Here is a 19,721-nt window from a genome sequence, read left to right as displayed (position 1 = left end):
AAACTGCAATTTAGTATAATACAAATTAAAGATTTCATACAGTTACAGCAATGGCCATATACAGATTTAGAGTTACATTTGAAGACTACGAAGATGTTTATCGTGAGATTGATATGCTTTCCAAGCAGAGTTTCCTGGATTTACATGACGCAATACACAAAACTACAAATTACGAAACAGAGGTTTCGTCTTCATTTTATGTCAGTAATGATCAATGGAAAAAGGGAACCGAAATCGCCCTTCTTCCTTCAGAAAGAAAGATCAGTACCGACGTATTGTTGATGGAGAATATCCGCCTGAGTAAATTTATAGATGATCCTCATCAAAAATTTTATTATATCTATAATTTTGACCGTCCGTACGACTTTCATGTAGAGTTAATCAAGATACTGAAAGAAGAAGACGGAAAAGAATATCCGGTTGTATTCAAGACTGTAGGAGCAGCTCCTAAACCATTGGGTGCTTTTGCAGCTCCGACTACTCCGTTGGATGAGGATGATGATACCGCAGATTACGAAGAAGAAACACAATATGGAGTAGATGAAGAAGACGACTACGACATGTTCGATGATGAAGAAAGTGAAGATGGCGGAGAAGAAAAAGGCTCAACAGGAGTCGAAGACGAATACTAAGTGAAGCAAAAGACATTAATAGCCATAGTAGGTCCCACCGCAGTCGGAAAGACAGCTATGGCTATACAAATTGCGAAATATTACAAGACGGAAATTATCTCCGCAGACTCCCGGCAATTTTATAAGGAAATGTGTATCGGTACAGCTAAGCCTTCAAAAGAAGAGCTTGCAAGTGTACCCCATCATTTTGTGGACTCTCATTCCGTAGGTGAAGAATATTCTGCAGGAGATTTTGAAAGAGATGCGCTGGCCAAACTGGAGGAACTGTTCACACATCATGATGTAGTTGTACTGGTGGGAGGTTCTGGACTGTTTGTAAGAGCCGTATGCGAAGGTCTTGATAATCTTCCTAAACCTCTTCCCGGCATTCGGGAAGCATTGAATGAGCGGTTGGAGGCCGAAGGTATAGAAATCCTGCAAAACTATCTTCAAGAGGTAGATCCTCTATATTTTTCTGAAGTCGATATCGATAATTCACAACGTATTATCCGTGCTTTAGAAGTATATGAAAGTACAGGAAAACCATTTTCTTTCTATCGCCAGCACACTGTTGCGGATCGTCCCTTTAACATTATTACGGTTGCTCTGAATACCGATCGTACGCAGTTGTATGACCGGATCAACAGGCGTGTAGATCTGATGATACAGGCAGGATTGGTAGAGGAAGTGAAAGGCTTGATGCCTTATAGGGATAAACCCGCTTTGTTAACCGTAGGCTACGCAGAAATATTCGATTATCTTGCCTGTAAAATCTCATTGGAGGAAGCAGTCGATAAGATAAAACAGAATTCACGCAGATACGCCAAACGTCAGATTACCTGGTTCAAGAAGGATACAGGCACAAGATGGTTTGAGCCGGATGATCAGGAAGGAATCCTCAGTTATACTGATTCTCTATTGCCCGGGTAAAAAGTTGTACGAATCTGAACTAAAAAGGAAAGGGAGAAATCATTGATTTCTCCCTTTCCTTTTTAGTTGTAGTCTTCTGATTAAACAATCAGATTCCAGCCAAACGGATCTTCAATTTTTCCATAACGAAGATCATTCAGATAGCTCAGTACCTTGTTTGAAAACTCACGATTCTCGACTGCAGGCAGTTCATACAATTCACCGTTAAATCCGATAGTAGATATCGGTGTTAGTGTAGCTGCTGTTCCTGCAGCGAATGCATCTGTAACGATTCCTTCTTTGATTCCGTCAATCAACTCCTGTACAGAGACATGGCGTTGTTCTGCTTTATATCCCCAGTGTTGAGCCAGTTCAATAATGGTACGTCTTGTTACTCCATGTAAGATGGTGTCATCATGAGGAGTAATAATGGTGTCACCTATACGGAATACCAGATTTGCCGTGCCAGCTTCTTCGATATACTTATGTTCTTTGGCATCTGTCCAGATCAACTGATCAAAGCCTTCATCATTCGCCAATCGGGTAGGATAAAGAGATAATGCATAGTTACCTGCATTTTTTGAAAATCCCACACCGCCTTGTGCTGCACGGGTATAATGAGTCTCTACCTTTAATTTCAGAGGTTTATTATAGTATGCTCCTACCGGGCAAGTAATAATGATGAATTTATATGTAGCAGACGGGTGAACACCTAATGCTGCTTCTGTACCAAACATAAAAGGTCTGATGTAAAGGGAAGTTCCTTCTACATTCGGCACCCAGTTTTTGTCTACTTGTAATAGTTTCTTTAATCCACCTATAAAGATTTCTTCCGGTACCTCCGGCATCTCCAGTCTGGCAGCTGATTTATTGAAGCGTTCCCAGTTCTTTTCAGGACGGAAAATACTGACAGTTCCGTCTTCAAATTTGTACGCTTTGATTCCTTCAAAAATAGCTTGTCCGTAATGTAATGCCGACATTGAAGGGCTAATGGTAAGGTCACCGAATGGGACGACACTCACATCTGTCCATTCTCCGTTTTCATATTCAGCCACTAACATGTGGTCTGAAAAATATTTTCCAAATTTTAGATTGTTAAAGTCTACCTGCGAGAGTCTTGATTGTTGTGTTGGCTCTACGCGAATGGAATGTGTTTCTGTCGCGCTCATCTTTAAAATTTATTTCTTAGGCTAATGTAAGGAAAAGAAACACAGGATGAAAGTTATGGCCCTGAAAATTTTTGAGAATGCAAGGAACTATACCCTTTGGATTTAATGTTCAGATACAAAAAATATTATTTTTTAAAACAAAACCGAATCTCCGTTGTTACATTTCAGCATAGCAGGTTCTGATTTATCAGAATCAGTTTGTTTTATAGAAGATCTGGCTGAAGGATCACAACTATAACATCAATTATTAATGCCAAATAATTCATCTATGAAAAACAATACAGATAATAAAATAGAGCAGGTCGGGATGATCCGGTTTATTTTAGGCTTTTTTGTCTACCTCTATCGGGTAGCTATTAAACCTTAATTAGCTGTGTCAGGTTTCCCAAACTGGCAGAGCAGAAATTAAATATTTCTTATACAACGACCTTTAAAGAAATGAAAATTAATCTTGTATAAAAGATTAAATGTTTATTTTTGATTGTAACCTATTGATAGCTAATATGGTAAATCGGGAAAACAGTCGAAGGGACGCTCGTGATATAGAGCTTTCCTTTAGAGATTCACCTATCAGAAGCACGGTTCTGATACTGAAATTTATATATGGTTTTTTAACCTATCTGGTTGCGGTCATTTTCAGACGAGCCTGAGGTTATTTTCCCATTAACTTCAGTATAGGCTCCAGATATTCTCTGTTATTAGATAGTCTGGGTACTTTATTCTGGCCACCAAGTTTATCTCTTGATTTCATCCATCCGAAAAAGGTGTTTTGAGGAGCATTATGGATGATCGGGAAGGATAAGGCCATATTTTTGAATCGTTTCGCCTCATAATCTGAGTTGACAGACTTTAGTGTATCATCCAGTATCTGACAGAAGTGCTCGAAGTTATCCGGTTGCTGCTCGAATTCGATGATCCACTCATGTGCACCTGCTTCTCCGTCTTTGAAATACACCGGTCCGGCGGTGTAATCCTTTACAATAGCGTGTGTCCGTTCACAGGCTTTGTTGACAGCCATTTCTGCATTATCAACGATGACTTCTTCTCCGAAGGTATTGATATATTGTTTGGTCCGGCCCGATACCTGTATTCGATATGGAGATAAATCCGTAAACTTGATTGTGTCTCCGATCATATACCTCCACAATCCAGCATTAGTAGAAATAATAAGCGCATAATTTTTGCCGATTTCTACCTGATCCAGACTTAATGTCTTAGGATGTTCATCATGAAGATTCTCAATAGGCAGAAATTCATAATAAACCCCGTAATCAAGCATAAGTAACAAATCATCTGAGTCAGAGCGATCCTGAAGAGCAAAATAGCCCTCAGAAGCATTGTAATTCTCCAGATAATACATGTTTTCTGAAGGTATCAGTTTTTTGAACTGTTCACGATAAGGTTTAAAGCTGACTCCGCCATGGCTGTAGAATTCCAGATTAGGCCAGACTTCCAGCAAATTGCTCTTTCCGGTGATTTCCAGTATTCTTTTGGCCATGACCACATTCCAGGTCGGAACTCCGGCCAGACTTGTTACATTTTCCTTAATCGTGATATTAGCAATATTTTCAATTTTTTCTTCAAAATTGGGATTAAGAGTTACCTCGGTGTTTGGTGTACGCTTAAATTCGGCCCAGAAGGGGAGATTTCGAATCAGAATAGAGGAGAGATCCCCGTAGTAAGAATCCGAATTGAAGCTGTTAATCTGAGAACTGCCCCCCAATACAACAGATTTACCTGTGAAGAGCTTGTTTTCCGGTCTGTTGTGACAATAGATAGAAAGCATATCCTTTCCACCCTGATAGTGACATTCTTCCAGAGCTTCTTCACTGACCGGGATAAATTTACTTTTATCGGCTGTAGTACCTGAAGATTTTGCAAACCACTTTATATCGGATGGCCAAAGGATATTTTGCTCTCCTTTGATCATTCGGTCTACATATCCTTTGATCGAATCATAATCCTGTATAGGAACTCTTTCCTTAAATTCCTCGGGTGTAAGAATACTTTTATAATCATATTTCTTGCCCCATTCGGTTGCTTCGGCAGTTGAGATCAGGCTTTGAAACCACTCTTCCTGTACTTCATGCGGGTATTTGATAAAAAGGTCTATCTGATGCATCCTTTTCTTTAAAAACCAGGTGAAGAGTGAATTTAGTAATGCCATAGTCTATATCAGCGATTTAGAATATTATAGTTTTTTTCTTCTGAGTTCGAAGTGGCGGCCGAGGTAGAATTTACGTGCCAGTTCATTATCAGCGATTTCTTCTGGTGTACCGGTCAGCATAATCTTACCTTCCGTCAGGAGATAAGCTCTGTCTGTAATGGATAACGTCTCCTGAACATTGTGGTCAGTGATGAGGATTCCGATATTCCGGGTTTTCAGTTTGGAGACTATCGTTTGGATTTCTTCTACCGCAATAGGATCTACCCCTGCAAAAGGCTCATCCAGCAGAATAAACGAAGGATTAGCAGCCAAAGCACGGGCAATCTCTGTCCGTCGGCGCTCTCCTCCGGAAAGCAAATCTCCTCTGTTTTTGCGGACACGGTGCAGGCTGAACTCCGAAAGAAGTTCTTCCAGTTTTGCCAGACGCTCTTCCTTGTTAGGATAATGGATCTCGAGGACAGCCAGAATATTATTTTCTACAGACAACTTTCGGAATACAGAAGCTTCCTGAGCCAGATACCCTATTCCTTTTTGCGCTCGCTGATACATGGCATCGCTTGTGATTTCCTGATCATCCAGAAATACATGCCCTTCGTTAGGTTTTATCAGCCCTACAATCATATAAAAAGAGGTCGTCTTTCCGGCACCATTAGGGCCTAATAAACCAACGATTTCGCCTTGTTCCACATGAAAAGAAACATCATTCACAACGACACGTTGCTTATACTTCTTGATAAGATGTTCTGCTTTTAAGATCATGAATGTACGTATTTCAAAACTGATGCTTTACAAATATATTTAATATCGTATTGCTTTTATATTTAATTGCAAATTCTTCTTGCCTCTCCAGTTGTTCTCTTCAATGACGTAGCAGATATCAAACGGTTTTCCGCTATTGATATGCGCAATATGCTCGGCTAATCCAAAACCTATACACTCAAAGGCTGCGGAATCTTCCTGACGAATGGTCATTTTGATATGATTGGTGCCTACAAGATACGCATTTCCGATAACAACAACTTTCTTAGTCAGAAAAATAGGAGCGTCATTTTGGGGGCCGAAAGGTTCAAATTGCTTTAAAATTTTGAAGAATCGGGATGTTATTTCCGTTAATGGAATAGTAAGTTCGATCAGAACTTCCTGTTGCAGCATTTCGGGTTTGATAAGCGTATTGACGACATCTTCAAATTTTTGCTGAAATGAAGTGACGTTTTCCAGCTTCATGGTCAGTCCGGCAGCGTATTTATGTCCTCCAAACTGATCCAGCAGGTCACTGCATTCGCTCAGGGCCTCATAAAGGTCAAATCCGATGACCGATCTCGCAGATCCGGCAACATGTCCGTTGGTCTGCGTCAGAATAATAGTAGGTCTGTAGTATTTTTCGGTAAGACGGGATGCTACGATCCCTATGACGCCTTTGTGCCAGTCTGATTTGAACAGTACAGTTGATTTGCGGGCTTTTAGATTTTCACTTTCATCGATCAGGGCTAATGCTTCTTCCGTGATCCTGAGATCAAAATCCTTGCGGACATTGTTTTGATCGTCAATGCTTTCGGAAAAATCTTTTGCTTCCTGTAAGGATTTGGAGATGAGTAGTTTGACTGCATCTTTGGCATGATCTATTCTTCCGGCTGCATTGATACGCGGACCGATTTGAAAAACAATATCATTGACGGTAAAAGTCCCGGTTTTATTTGAAGACAGATTGATCAGTGCCTGTAAGCCACAACAAGGGTTGGTATTGAGCTTCTGCAATCCGAAGTGAGTCAATATTCTGTTTTCACCGGTGATAGGTACAATATCTGAAGCAATACTGACGGCTACCAAATCCAGAAACTGATAACATTGCTGAATATCCATTCCGTTTTTTTGGATAAACGCCTGAATGATCTTAAATCCTATCCCACATCCGGAAAGTTCCTTGTAAGGATAAGGGCAATCCTCACGTTTGGGGTCCAGTACTGCTACGGCATTCGGGAGCACATCGCCAGGTAAATGGTGATCTCCGATAATAAAATCAACATTTCTTGCATTCGCATAATCGATTTTATCATTGGCCTTGATACCACAATCCAAAGCAATAATTAAAGAAAATCCGTTTTCGGCTGCATAGTCAACACCCTGCATGGAAATACCATATCCCTCAGCATACCGATCAGGAATATAAAACTCAATACGGGAATGAAATTCTCTGAAAAAATTATAAACTACCGCTACTGCAGTTGTGCCGTCTACATCATAATCTCCGTAAATAAGAATCTTTTCATTATTGCCGATAGCTTTTTCAATGCGGGAGATTGCAATGTCCATGTCTTTCATCAGGAAAGGGTCATGGAGCGCTTCTAAGGATGGTCTGAAAAAAGTACGTGCCTGATCGAACGTTTCGATTTCACGGGCGATAAGCAATTCGGAAAGTACAGTACTGATACCTAATTCATCACTCAGTTTTATGACTTTGTTATGTTCAGATTTAGACTTCAGTACCCACCTTTTTTGCATATCTTTGCCTTGATTTAACATGTAAATATACGTTTTGAAATGCTACTTACCTAATCTTTGGACAGTAACTCAAAATGTTAAAATCATAACTTCCATATTTCCAAGTATATAAATATGATACAGGCAAATTCGCTTTTTGAAGGCTCTTTTTCAGTCGATTCCTCTAAGAAATTTATTCCGTTTGATAAAAATAAGGACGATCCCAAAGACAGACCGGGATCTATGTTTGTCCATGTTCATCCCTTTCTGATCGAGTCTTCGGCAGGCTTGATTTTGTGTGATGCAGGATTGGGACAGACAGACAATGCCGGAAATCTGATCATTCATAATAATATACGCAGACTTGGTTTTGAACCATCAGACGTAAAATTTGTGCTGATGTCTCATCTCCATAAAGATCATACGGGCGGTATGGTGGAATTCAGAGACGGCGTTGGCCGCATTGCATTTCCTGAGGCCGAGTATATTGTGCAACGCGGAGAATGGGAAGATGCCTTTAGCGGTAATTCTTCCTCTTACAAAACAGACATCTTTGATGTAATTCAACGGAGTGGAAATCTGGTGTTGGTGGAAGGAGATGGGATCGTGAATAATGAGATCAGCTATGAACGTAACGGAGGGCATACTCCTCATCATCAGGTTTTTCATATTGAAACAGGTGGTGAGCATTATTTCTTTGGTGGTGATGTGCTTCCTGAACCTGGAGAAATTTTTCATAATTATATCGCAAAGTATGATTATGACGGAAGAAAAGCAAAAGACTTACGTCAGGAATATTGGGAAGAAGGTGCTCCGAATGACTGGGTATTTCTGTTTTATCACTCCAAGAGTATCGCTGTCGGAAGAAGCCAGCAGAAAGATGACGGGTCCTACAAACTGGTAGAAGCCAGATAAGCGGTTTTATCCATAACAGAGTCATTTTGATGTTTTTCGGGGTGATCCTGCGCTATTTATCTTTAATTTTAAGCATTTTTTGGTTATATTTGTAATAAACGGGTCTTAAGTAAATGCCGTTTTATTACTTTTTTTTATCCCTAATCATTTACATTATGTCAATTGTAAGAGAATCTGATCTTATTGGTATCGGTAAAAAGTATCAAATAGAAACGGATGCTGGAGACAGTATGGTTGTAGTTATTCATGATGATGGTCGAAGAGAACTTTATCGTTATGATGCGGAAGAGAATGAGTCTCGCTGTGTGATGACCCTTACCGATGAAGAGTCAAGACAGGTTGCAGGTATTATCGGAGGATTATCCTACAAGCCTAAGGCTTTGGAGACTATTGAAGTCGCATTAGATGACTTGATTATAGAATGGTACAAAGTCGTAGGGACAGATGTGAGCTGTAATAAAACAATCGGAGAACTGGCTGTCCGTAAAAATACAGGAGCCAGTATTATTGCAGGTATCAGAGATACAGATACTGTTATTAATCCGGGACCCGATTATGAGATCAGTCCGGGTACCACTTTGGTTATTGCCGGAAAACGAAGTAATATCAAAGCCCTTAAAGAAATACTACATTAATCACTAAATTCACTCTATGCTATCTACTACCCTTATTTTAGAAATCGGTATCGCTGTTGGTCTTGTTGCAATTGTTGGTTTTATTGCAAACAAGTTGAAGTTCTCGGTTATACCTTTTTTTATATTGATAGGGATGGTATTAGGGCAGCATGCCCCCCAATTCGGAATAGTGGATCTGACATTTACCGAGAGTAAGCCTTTCATTGATTTTATGGGGCGTCTTGGTGTGCTGTTTCTCTTGTTTTATCTGGGTTTGGAATTTTCGGTCGGGAGATTGATCAAGTCGGGCAAATCCATTGTTACCGGAGGGACAGTATATGTACTGCTTAATTTTGTATCCGGATTGCTTATAGGATGGCTGATGGATATGCCTTTCAAAGAGACAATGGTTCTTTGCGGGATTATGACCAGTTCTTCTACTGCTATTGTAGCAAAAGTATTGACTGATCTGAAGCGTACCGCCAATCCGGAGACGGAGGTAATTATGGGTATGATCATGTTTGATGATCTGTTTATAGCCATGCATATCTCGTTTCTTTCGGGATTGATTTTGACAGGAAGCAGTTCATTCTGGACTGTAGCCGGTACTTCTCTGCTGGCGCTGGGTTTTATTCTGGTATTCCTCATCGTAGGGCGTAAGCTTGTACCTGCAATTGATAAGTTGTTGCAGGTAAAGTCCTCTGAATTATTTATCCTGCTGATCTTTGCATTACTGTTTTTGGTTGCGGGATTTTCAGAAACAATCCACGTTGCAGAGGCTATCGGAGCATTAATGGCCGGATTGGTACTGGCCGATTCGCAATACATCAAAAAAATCGAAGCCATGGTGCTGCCTTATAAAGATTTCTTTGGTGCAATGTTCTTCTTTAGTTTTGGACTGTCAATAGATATGATGTCGCTGGGAGGAGCAGTGATGTGGGCTGCTATAGCAGCAGTTGTTACGATAGCGGGCAACTTAGTCTCCGGATATTTTGCTTCTAAATTTTCAGGAATGAAACCACGTGTTTCGTTTGATATTGGTTTTACCTTATCTGCAAGAGGAGAATTTTCTATTATAATGGCGAATATTGGTAAAGCAGGGGGATTGCTGCCTGTTCTGCAGTCTTTTGTTGTTGTTTATGTACTGATCTTATCCATTGTTTCTCCTTTATTTACAAAGGAATCCAGAAATATATGGAACAAATTATTCGGTAAGGATCAGATACAGGCTAAGCCTGTCAAGAAACTAAGTGATCTGGAAGGGAATCAGGAGGCATAAGACAAATTGTCTTATGCACTGCTATAAAAATCCCAGTTCCAGTTTTGCTTCTTCAGTCATCATGTCTTTAGTCCATGGCGGGTCAAAGGTCAATTCTACCAACGCTTCTTTTACACCTTCTATTCCGGCCACTTTGCGTTGAACCTCATCCATAATTTCTCCTGCCACAGGACAACCCGGAGCTGTCAGTGTCATGACGATCTTAGCGGTACCGTCCTCTTTTGTGATAACTTCATAGATCAATCCCAGATCTACAATGTTAGCTGGTTTCAATTCCGGATCATAAATGGTCTCCAGTACCTTCTGAATTTCCGGACCCAGATTTAATCTGTCTAAAAAAATGATACTCATACTGCAAAGTTACGACTAAATTGCTATAAGGTTTTGATATTCTGAGCGCAGTTTTCTAATCACAATGTCACGAGTGAAATGTCTTTCATATATCTCATAGGCCTGTTGCACCAGATCTTTGTGCTGCTCTGCTGATAATAGATTAAGCTGAGCTATGCTTTCCAGTATCGATTCTGCTGTTTGCGGATCAAATAAAAAGCCTGTTTCTCCTGGTTTTATAATATCCGGAATAGCCCCGATATTACTTGCCAATACAGGTGTGTAATAGCTCATGGCCTCTAATATGGTAATGGGTACACCACCTTCATAACATACGGAAGGAACCATTAATGCTTTGCATGTTGCCAGCTCATGTGCTATTTCGGGTTTACTGAGTAAGCCCAGATAAGTCAGATTGGGATAATGAGCTACGAGCTCCTGCACCTCAGGTAACTGCGGGCCTGTACCTGCAATTTTTAATTTCACGGAGGTTCCGGAAAGTGCCTGAAGCAGATTGATAATGCCCTTTTCAGAAGACAGACGACCAATATAAAGAAAGTGATCCTGTCTGTTTGCTGGCTGTGTAAGCGTTAGCGGATCAAAGAAGTTTGGTTTCACTACAAACTTGTTATGATCCACGGGTAAGGTGCTGCTGATAAACAATTTTCTTGAGAATTCAGCCAATACCATATAGCGATCTACCAAATTCCATGTTCCCGTCTTGCGATGAAGCCAATAGCTGAAGGCTGTCCAGAATGTCTTCAACAGGGAATGATCCAGCACTTTATTCCGGACCGCAGTCCAGGGAAAATGCTGATTGATACTATCCGTGAATAATCTGTTTCTGTAAAAAAGAGTAGCTGAGGGGCATAACAATCTGAAGTTATGCAAAGACATCACCAGGGCTTTTCCACTTTTTTTTGCATAGCGTATGGCTAGCGGACCACATGCGTATTGTGTATTATGAAAGTGGATAATATCCGGATTTACTTCTTTTATTTTCCTCTTTACTTTCTGTGCTGCAAAAATATTCCAGGGGCTCAGCAGAAATTGAAATAATCCTTTTATACCTTTTTTATTAGTAAAGGTCAATGTGAATACATCATCGGTCTCCTGCAGTGCCAACGCTTCCTGATGGAAGACCGTGTCTTCTCCGCCAAGATCCTGATAATGATTATGAATAATTAGAATACGCAAAACGATGGAATCAAAAGTTAAAATTAAAAATTAAAATCCGGACTACAGGTGTTTGCTATAATAATTCTGTAAATGGCGGCATAGTCTATGTGCTGCCGGCTACCTAATACTGCTGACTAATTATTATCTTCGCAAGGACAACGAAAAACTATGAATACAACTTTAACTCTTTCACGTTACGTTCAAGAAGCACTTACCGCTGCGGTTTTTCCGCAGGAACCTGCTAATATGTACGATCCTATCCGTTATATCCTGACTTTAAAAGGTAAACAGGTGCGGCCTGTACTTACATTGATGGGGGCTCAGCTATTCGGTGAAGAAGATATGGAAAAGGTAGTTCCTGCTGCTTTGGCCATAGAGTATTTTCATAATTTTTCACTCATCCATGATGATATTATGGATAAAGCTCCGCTGAGAAGAGGACAGCTGACCGTACATGAAAAATGGGATGATAGTGTCGCGATTCTTTCGGGAGACGGCTTATTGGTCAAGGCTTATGAACAAGTAGCCAAATGTCCTAAAGAGAATCTGTTGGATCTGCTTACAACCTTCAATAAAGTAGCGACTGAAGTTTGCGAAGGACAGCAACTGGATATGGATTTTGAATCTTTGAATCAGGTGACGGAGGCTCAGTATCTGCATATGATCAGGCTCAAAACTTCGGTATTACTCGGAGGAGCACTTCGTATGGGGGCAATCATTGGACAGGCTTCGGTTGAGCAGCAGGAATTAATTTATGACTTTGGGGTAAATGTAGGTATTGCCTTTCAGCTTCAGGATGATATTCTGGATGTGTATGGAGATCCCGAAACATTTGGTAAACAAGTCGGGGGAGATATCATTGCAAATAAGAAGACATTTTTGTTGATTAAGTTACTGGAATATGCTTCTGAAACGGATCTGCCTCATATTCAGAATCTTTTGACTGCAGATCTTGAACAGGAACCGGATAAGGTAGAATTAATGAAACAATTTTACGCTAAATACGATATTTCGACGTTAGCTAATAGAAAGAAAGAATATTTTACAACGCTCGCTTTTGACACATTAGCAAAAATCAATGCACCTTCTGAAAGAAAGGCTGAGTTGATCACATTAGCAGAGAATCTATTGAACCGAATTCAATAACATAATTTTTAATTATGATAAACCGGCTATTTTTACCATATTGTAAAACAATCAAATAGTTAAATAAAGCGCGCATCGAAAGGCATACATGGAGACAATAAAGATTACTATTTTTCAAGCATATTTATTTTGGGAGAATGTAGAGAAGAACCTTAACAACCTCGAACTCAGGTTATCTTCACTACGTGAGAAGACGGATTTGATCTTATTGCCGGAAATGTTCAACACAGGATTTACAAATAATGTAGAAAAATGTGCGGAAACCATGGATGGACCTACTATGCACTGGCTTTATGAAATGTCCAAGAAATTTGATTGTGTAGTTGCAGGATCTCTTATTATACAGGAAGAGGGAAAGTATTATAACCGGTTTGTATGGATGTCTCCGAACGGAAGTTTTGTCAAATACGATAAAAGACATCTTTTCGGAATGGCTGGCGAAGATCAGTATTTTGAACCCGGCAATCAGCGTGTTATTTTGCAGTTAAAGGGTTGGAAGATCTGTCCGATGATCTGTTATGATCTTCGCTTCCCGGTATGGTCTCGTAATCAGAATGAAGCATACGATTTATTGGTATACATAGCCAGCTGGCCGGATAAGCGTTCGGGACATTGGAGAAGTCTGATCCCGGCGAGAGCTATTGAAAATCAAGCCTTTGTGATTGGTGTCAACCGGGTTGGTTATGATGGCAATGAAATCTATTATTCCGGCGGTTCTATGTGTATTTCACCAATGGGAGATGTGGTCTATTATAAACCTGAAGATGAGGATCTGTATACATTCACACTCAATCCTAAAGATCTTATTACAGCCAGAGCTGAATTTCCGTTTCTGAAAGACGGAGATGATTTCTTACTTAAATAAACTGATTTCAGAGCTTATTGATAAGGTCTTTCCAGTATAGCTTGCTGGATTACGGCCTGTCTGAGGTCAAAAACTACTTTTTCTTCCTTTGATGCTGATACAGGAATTGGTACCTGTATCTTTTTATCCGATTTCAGACGTTCCCTTTCTTCTCTTAACTTCAATACTTCTGCAGGAACCTCATTACTCTCCCGTACAACCTTCTGGTGGCTCATGGTGCTGTATTTTTCTTTTTTTACAACGGGCGGATGAGGTGGTGTCGCAGGAACAGGTTGTGGCTTATGCTGCTGCTGTACAGGTCTTTTTTGCTGACGCATACGTTGCTCGGCTTCTTTTTTTTGCTTGTTAAAATTCTCATAAATTTTATAGGCAAAAACAGCTAAACCAATCAGTAAGGGAAATAATTGCTCCATATATCTTTAAAGATAAGAATATTAGATGTAATAAAAGTAATGTTTTTAATTGCTATTGTAAAACTGATTTGTTTTATTTGCATAAACAACTTAAACCAAACCAAAACCATGATTACCAATGAGGCTATTTACACAGAAGATTTTTTTAATTTTCTGACGGGTAAGGCGACAACCGCCCTTACCAGAAGACTGCAGCAAAACCTGAAAGAATCGGGGATTAATATCACCGCAGAACAATGGAGCATTCTTTACAACCTGTGGCAGGAAGAGGGCCTGACACAGCAAGAACTGGCAAACCGCACCTTTCGGGATAAGCCCAGTGTGACCAGGTTGATCAACAATCTGGAAAAACTGAATTTAGTGATCAGAGTGAATGACAGGGGAGACCGAAGATCTAACTTAATCTACCTGACTAAATCCGGTCGTCAAATAAAGCATAAGGGACTGGAGCAGGCTTCAAAGACGATTTCTGAAGCATTGACGGGGGTATCGCAGGAAGCGATTCACAGCGCTCACGATACACTTTCCAAGGTATACGTGAACCTCAAGTAAAACAAAAGCCCAATTCCTACGAATTGGGCTTTTGTTTTAATTAGTTGAACACTTTAGGCGCAAAATCAGTATGACTGTTGATCAGCTTTCCTTCCGATCCAAAATAGATCTCTTCAAAACTCATTGTGGTTCTGTTATCCACTTTACGGAAAAACTTGTCTGCTGAAACATCGTTTAATGTTTTGAAACCACAGGCCTCCATAATTTCAACAGTTGCGCGTAATGTATTGCGATGGAACTGCGCTACACGCACATATTTATTTTCTACATCCAATCCTTTGTAAAGATTAGGTTTTTGCGTTGCAACTCCTACCGGACATACGTCCTCGTTACATTTCAATGCTTGAATACAGCCCAGGGCAAACATCATTCCTCTGGCGCTGTAACATGCATCTGCTCCCAGAGCAATAGCTTTGAGTAAGTCAAAACCTGTTACAATACGACTCGAGACCAAGATCTTGATATGTTTCTTCAGACCGAAGGCAATCAATGTCTTAGTGACAAATGTCAGTGCATCATATAAAGGCATACCAAGGTTGTCGGTGAATTCCAGAGGTGCAGCTCCTGTACCGCCTTCGGATCCGTCGATTGAGATAAAGTCCGGTACAATCTGAGTAATCTGCATAGCGTGACAGATATCAATGAATTCCTGCTTATCACCTATACATATTTTAAACCCAATTGGTTTACCATTTGAAAGATCGCGCATGTGCTGAATGAACAACATCATTTCTTCCGGTGTGGTAAATGCACTGTGCGCTGGTGGCGACATTACATCTGTACCCGGTATGACATGACGAATCGCTGCGATCTCAGGTGTGTTTTTGGCTGCTGGCAATATACCTCCGTGACCTGGTTTAGCTCCCTGAGATAGTTTTAACTCAATCATTTTGACATAAGGACGATTTGATTTTTCTTCAAAAAGCTTGTCGTCAAATTTACCGTCCTCATTACGGCATCCGAAATAACCTGTTCCAACCTGCCAGATAAGATCTCCGCCATTCACGTGGTACTCGCTGATACCACCTTCACCTGTATTATGTGCAAAGTTTTGTAGCCCGGCTCCTTTATTCAGTGCAGTAATGGCTGTTTTGCTCAATGCACCGTAGCTCATGGCAGAGATATTAAATACGCTAAGACTGTAAGGTTGTTTACATTGTGAGTTACCAACTGTAGTGCGCAGGTCGTGATTGTTGATGTGGCAAGGGAAGACGGAGTGTGCTACCCATTCATTGCCAATGGCATTGGGATCACTCTGCATTCCGAAAGCTACAGTCTCCCGTTCATTCTTTGCACGTTGATATACGATAGAACGCTGACGTCTGCTGAAAGGACGACCATCGGTATCTGATTCCCAAAAATATTGTCTCATTTCCGGACGAATAGATTCGAAGAAAAATCTGAAATATCCAACTAATGGATAGTTTTTCAAAATAGCATGTTTAGTTTGGATCGTGTGGTACACAGCGATCAGTAACATTGGAAATGGAATAATTAATAACCAAAACCAGTTGGAAGTGAAAATCAGTCCAAAGGAAATGATAATGAAATTAACTAAAGCAATGGTTCCGATGATTAGATTTCTAACAGGCATAATCTATGATGTTATAAAGTTTTTTATTGTTATAGCAAATAGGGTGCTAAGATTTACGCTAGCAAGTTGTGGTGTAGAATTATAAATGTTGGTAAAAGCATAAATTTTTAAAATTGAATGCTAAAATAGCAACATTATAAGTTGCTATTCCTTCAATGAATAACGCAACAAAATTAGAAAGTATACTGTTCAAAAAGAAATATTTGAACGGTTATGAAAAGATTTGTTTGATTTGCAATGAAACGATTACTTGTCTCTTCTTTTGGCAATTTCCAATGTCAATTGTTGATAGATTGTTTGCAGGGGAGGATTCTCTCTGAGAAAGTTTAAATGCTTATTTATCGTAATATTGTCATTTCGTATTGCCGGCCCGGTTTGCCCGTCAATTGGCGGCTTATTTTGTACTTTTTTAGCAGTCTCCTGTATAATCGGAAGCAGAAGTTCGAAAGATAAATTATTATCCTGCATCATCTCATAAGAGAGTTGATAAAGAATGTTTGAGAAGTTATTTACGATTACTGCTGATACATGCAGGGCCATACGCTGCTTACTATTACACTCGAATGCCCGATGCGATAAGGCTTTCGCAATTTTCCACAAGCTTTCCATAGTACTGGTGCTGCTGGCTTCTACTCCAATAGGAATCTGTGTGAAATCTGTTTCTATATTTTTAGAAATACTCTGTACAGGATACAGCACTCCTGAATGCATAAATGCCTGTAAAATGCTTAAGTCTGTAGCTCCGGATGTGTGAACGACTATTCCGTTGATATCATTGGACAAATGTACTGCCACCTCAGGAATGGCTTCGTCACTTACAGCAATCACATAAAGATCTGCAAGCGGATCAACAGTATTCAGATCATCTGTAGCAATTGCATTAAAGCGTAAAGCCAATGCTTGAGCATTGGCTTTATGACGACTATATACCTGTACAATCTGATATCCTAACTGATCAAAGCGAAGAGCAAAATGGTTAGCCACATTGCCACTTCCGAGGAGTACGATTTTCATGCTTTAGCAGGTTGTTTTTTTACTTTTTCGTCTTTGATTCTGCGATAAATTGACATAATGAAACCAATGGTCATGACAATCGTTCCGCACCAGAAAAAGTTGATATACGGAAACTTGATCGCTTTGAATACAATCCATTTTTTCTCAGGCAGAGGTTTCTGGTAGACCATGATCTCCAATTTATCCTGTTGCGGAATAATATTGGTAAACCGGAATCTCAATCCTTCTTCTTCGATATCTTTATTGAAGTCAAATGTATTTCCACCTTTAATCAGGAAAATCGGTTCGGCTTCATATTTTTTGTCGTTCTTGGATACCACCTTAATTTTAAGTCCCACAAGTACGTCATCCGGAGCCTTTGGAATCTTATTTAATGTTGCATTCTTATTGACCCCTTCGATGACGAAATATCCATTCCGGTAACGTAGTGTATCGCCGATATTGACCTGATAAGTTGCCGGTTCTTCGTAATCATCGAAGCTGGATTTTTCTTCTTTATCTTTGCCGGCAGCCTGAGATTGGGTGTCAGCCTGTGCAGCTGTGATCAGCGTATAAATATCATGCGTGATATAGTGCTTGGTCGAAGGTGTACCGATCAGACCACCCATTTTCGGATTGTTCTGTGCAAACGGCATCAGTACAAATTCTTCTTTTACTTTTCCTGTCTCTTCGTCTAGTTTTTCGTATTTGATCTTATAGAAAACATTGGGACTGGCTACACTATCACCGACATACGTCAGCCTGTATTCTCCCATCTGCACGGGCTCACCTTCCGTAAGGAAAAGATTTTCTCCGGGTTTTTCAACTTTGTCAAATCCGGCAACAGCTATATAGCCACTGTTATTTACTGAAATTACCTGATTGGTAGCAGCAGCTACCAATGCTCCTAATATGAGTAGTGCAAAACCTATATGTGCAACTGCGGATCCGGCTAATCTCCATTTTCCTTTGAAAGCATCTCCAAGAATGCGCAGATTGGCAAGTACGCTGAATATGCTGGCAAATGCAATCAGAATATACATGAAATTGCTGTATATTTTAGTGACATAGACAATACCGGCTGTCAGCAATAATGCAATGATCAGAGAGGCAATAGTTGCTGCGAAAAATTTTCTGGAATCTGTACGTTTGTATTTAAGAAACTGTGTGAATGCCGTAAGGATCAGTACGACTACTGCAAAAGCACCCTGCCACTTGTTGTAGTGAGGTATAGGATCAATCGGAGGTGCTACGTCAGTCTTGAATATCGCATTGTATACCGGTATGGAGGTAGTGGAGATAATCTGTACACAGGCCACAGTTAGCACTAATGCTCCTATAAATAACCAGAATTCGCGTGAATAAATATCTTCTTCTTTTTGTGAGCTCGGCATTTCTTTTTTGCGCACTACCAGTAATATGACCATGATAGCTAAGAATGCCACATTGAATACTATAAGCTGACTGGACATCCCCAGACTGGTAAAGGAGTGTACAGATGTTTCGCCCAAAATACCGCTTCTGGTGAGGTATGATGCATAGATCACAAGTACAAAACTAACCAAAGCTAAAAAAGTGGCTGTAAAGTAAGAATGGCCCGAGTTTTTATAGGCAACCATAACGTGTACGGCAGCAATAAGGGTAAACCATGGAATAATAGATGCATTCTCTACCGGATCCCAGGCCCAGAAACCTCCGAAATTAAGGGCTTCATACGCCCAGAATGAACCCATGATAATACCTACTCCAAGAATCATTACCGCAAACATACCCCATGGCAGTCCTGGTATGATCCATTCTTTATAGCGTTTGGTCCAAAGTCCTGCTGCTGCATAAGCAAACGGAACGATCATGGACGCAAAGCCCAGAAACAGGGTCGGAGGATGAATAACCATCCAATAGTTTTGCAGAAGCGGATTCAATCCATTCCCGTCAGCGATCATCGAAAGATAATTAGGGTCGCTAAAGATGGGAGCTTCAAGTGCATTTCTTAACAGGATGAAAGGGGAGCTTCCTACCCGGTAGCCAAACAATTCTATACCTAACAGCATAGAGGCGAGAAATGCCTGACAAAGCATGACAAAGGTCATAACCGGACTTTCCCATGTCTTTGCTTTAAATAATAGTATGCTGGAAAGAACAACTTGCCAGAATGTCCATAGCCAAAAGCTTCCTTCCTGACCTTCCCAAAAGCTGGAAATAATGTAATGTGTGGGAAGTGCTTTGGACGAATGTGACCAGGCATAATGGTATTCAAATAGATGGTTGTAAATAATATAAAACAACATCGCTCCGATAGCGACAACAGATGTGGCATTTATCCAGACTCCTATTCTTGCTATTTTTTTCCATGAATTGTCTTCAGGATTACGCGTAGAAAAATAATAACTTATAAATGATAAAAGTGCTGAACCAAAAGCAAGGATAATAAAGAATTGTCCTATTTTGCCGGGTAGTAGATGTTCACCAACGTAATTTACGTCCATTGTTTAAATAAATGTTACTGC

At 40.2% G+C, this 19,721-nt stretch carries 18 protein-coding genes; 8 read left to right on the top strand and 10 right to left on the bottom strand.

The features are described 5' to 3' along the window. The first annotated feature begins 50 nt into the window (after positions 1-50). Entirely contained in the window at positions 51-632 is a 582-nt protein-coding gene (locus HMPREF0766_RS18290; protein WP_003000602.1) for an IS1096 element passenger TnpR family protein, read from the top strand. After that, positions 633-1,541, top strand: coding sequence for a tRNA (adenosine(37)-N6)-dimethylallyltransferase MiaA (gene miaA, locus HMPREF0766_RS18285; RefSeq protein ID WP_003000601.1), 909 nt, complete (start codon positions 633-635; stop codon positions 1,539-1,541). Between the two features lie 80 nt (positions 1,542-1,621). Here the strand turns inward: miaA and HMPREF0766_RS18280 are convergent, their stop codons facing one another. From HMPREF0766_RS18280 to recJ, 4 genes are all read right to left on the bottom strand, one after another. Beyond that, positions 1,622-2,689 (bottom strand): branched-chain amino acid aminotransferase, encoded by a 1,068-nt coding sequence (locus HMPREF0766_RS18280; RefSeq protein WP_003000600.1) that lies wholly within the window; start codon positions 2,687-2,689, stop codon positions 1,622-1,624. A gap of 652 nt (positions 2,690-3,341) precedes the next feature. Continuing rightward, positions 3,342-4,856 carry a GH3 auxin-responsive promoter family protein gene (locus tag HMPREF0766_RS18275; RefSeq protein ID WP_003000599.1) on the bottom strand — a complete coding sequence of 505 codons (1,515 nt, stop codon included), beginning with the start codon at positions 4,854-4,856 and terminating at the stop codon, positions 3,342-3,344. A 24-nt stretch (positions 4,857-4,880) separates the two neighbouring features. Next, entirely contained in the window at positions 4,881-5,615 is a 735-nt protein-coding gene (lptB, locus tag HMPREF0766_RS18270) for an LPS export ABC transporter ATP-binding protein (protein WP_003000598.1), read from the bottom strand. A gap of 39 nt (positions 5,616-5,654) precedes the next feature. Beyond that, positions 5,655-7,355 carry a single-stranded-DNA-specific exonuclease RecJ gene (gene recJ / locus HMPREF0766_RS18265; RefSeq protein WP_037460865.1) on the bottom strand — a complete coding sequence of 567 codons (1,701 nt, stop codon included), beginning with the start codon at positions 7,353-7,355 and terminating at the stop codon, positions 5,655-5,657. Between the two features lie 114 nt (positions 7,356-7,469). Between recJ and HMPREF0766_RS18260 the strand changes: the two genes are divergently transcribed. The 3 genes from HMPREF0766_RS18260 to HMPREF0766_RS18250 all read left to right on the top strand — a co-directional run bounded on the left by HMPREF0766_RS18260 (position 7,470) and on the right by HMPREF0766_RS18250 (position 10,142). Continuing rightward, the gene (locus tag HMPREF0766_RS18260) at positions 7,470-8,249 is read left to right on the top strand and encodes an MBL fold metallo-hydrolase (protein WP_003000596.1); all 780 of its coding nucleotides are present in this window, start codon (positions 7,470-7,472) and stop codon (positions 8,247-8,249) included. A gap of 155 nt (positions 8,250-8,404) precedes the next feature. Continuing rightward, positions 8,405-8,884 carry a cation:proton antiporter regulatory subunit gene (locus HMPREF0766_RS18255; RefSeq protein ID WP_003000595.1) on the top strand — a complete coding sequence of 160 codons (480 nt, stop codon included), beginning with the start codon at positions 8,405-8,407 and terminating at the stop codon, positions 8,882-8,884. Between the two features lie 16 nt (positions 8,885-8,900). Further along, positions 8,901-10,142, top strand: coding sequence for a cation:proton antiporter (locus HMPREF0766_RS18250; RefSeq protein ID WP_003000594.1), 1,242 nt, complete (start codon positions 8,901-8,903; stop codon positions 10,140-10,142). A gap of 21 nt (positions 10,143-10,163) precedes the next feature. Here the strand turns inward: HMPREF0766_RS18250 and HMPREF0766_RS18245 are convergent, their stop codons facing one another. Both HMPREF0766_RS18245 and HMPREF0766_RS18240 read right to left on the bottom strand, forming a co-directional pair. After that, positions 10,164-10,493, bottom strand: a complete 330-nt coding sequence (locus tag HMPREF0766_RS18245; protein WP_003000593.1) for a metal-sulfur cluster assembly factor — start codon at positions 10,491-10,493, stop codon at positions 10,164-10,166. 15 nt (positions 10,494-10,508) lie between these two features. Next, on the bottom strand, positions 10,509-11,669 hold the full coding sequence (locus HMPREF0766_RS18240) for a glycosyltransferase family 4 protein (protein ID WP_003000592.1): 1,161 nt from the start codon (positions 11,667-11,669) through the stop codon (positions 10,509-10,511). A gap of 150 nt (positions 11,670-11,819) precedes the next feature. Between HMPREF0766_RS18240 and HMPREF0766_RS18235 the strand changes: the two genes are divergently transcribed. Then, positions 11,820-12,797 (top strand): polyprenyl synthetase family protein, encoded by a 978-nt coding sequence (locus tag HMPREF0766_RS18235; protein WP_003000591.1) that lies wholly within the window; start codon positions 11,820-11,822, stop codon positions 12,795-12,797. An 88-nt stretch (positions 12,798-12,885) separates the two neighbouring features. Next, positions 12,886-13,662 carry an amidohydrolase gene (locus HMPREF0766_RS18230; protein WP_003000590.1) on the top strand — a complete coding sequence of 259 codons (777 nt, stop codon included), beginning with the start codon at positions 12,886-12,888 and terminating at the stop codon, positions 13,660-13,662. 14 nt (positions 13,663-13,676) lie between these two features. Here the strand turns inward: HMPREF0766_RS18230 and HMPREF0766_RS18225 are convergent, their stop codons facing one another. Then, complete coding sequence (locus HMPREF0766_RS18225) at positions 13,677-14,075, bottom strand: hypothetical protein (RefSeq protein ID WP_003000588.1); 399 nt, start codon at positions 14,073-14,075, stop codon at positions 13,677-13,679. 108 nt (positions 14,076-14,183) lie between these two features. On the opposite strand from HMPREF0766_RS18225, the gene HMPREF0766_RS18220 reads away from it, so the two are divergent. After that, the gene (locus HMPREF0766_RS18220; RefSeq protein ID WP_236590579.1) at positions 14,184-14,627 is read left to right on the top strand and encodes a MarR family winged helix-turn-helix transcriptional regulator; all 444 of its coding nucleotides are present in this window, start codon (positions 14,184-14,186) and stop codon (positions 14,625-14,627) included. A gap of 40 nt (positions 14,628-14,667) precedes the next feature. Here HMPREF0766_RS18220 and HMPREF0766_RS18215 read toward each other — a convergent pair whose 3' ends face one another. The 3 genes from HMPREF0766_RS18215 to HMPREF0766_RS18205 all read right to left on the bottom strand — a co-directional run bounded on the left by HMPREF0766_RS18215 (position 14,668) and on the right by HMPREF0766_RS18205 (position 19,700). Beyond that, entirely contained in the window at positions 14,668-16,221 is a 1,554-nt protein-coding gene (locus HMPREF0766_RS18215; protein WP_003000584.1) for an FMN-binding glutamate synthase family protein, read from the bottom strand. Between the two features lie 246 nt (positions 16,222-16,467). Further along, on the bottom strand, positions 16,468-17,235 hold the full coding sequence (locus HMPREF0766_RS18210) for a Rossmann-like and DUF2520 domain-containing protein (protein ID WP_003000581.1): 768 nt from the start codon (positions 17,233-17,235) through the stop codon (positions 16,468-16,470). Then, positions 17,232-19,700, bottom strand: a complete 2,469-nt coding sequence (locus HMPREF0766_RS18205; RefSeq protein WP_003000578.1) for a heme lyase CcmF/NrfE family subunit — start codon at positions 19,698-19,700, stop codon at positions 17,232-17,234. The genes HMPREF0766_RS18210 and HMPREF0766_RS18205 overlap by 4 nt, the downstream gene beginning before the upstream one ends. Between the last annotated feature and the right edge of the window lie 21 nt (positions 19,701-19,721).

It is taken from the genome of Sphingobacterium spiritivorum ATCC 33861, assembly GCF_000143765.1.
Lineage (GTDB): Bacteria > Bacteroidota > Bacteroidia > Sphingobacteriales > Sphingobacteriaceae > Sphingobacterium > Sphingobacterium spiritivorum.
The sequence above is the reverse complement of the archived record's forward strand: the minus strand, read 5'-3'. Positions and strand labels throughout refer to the sequence as shown.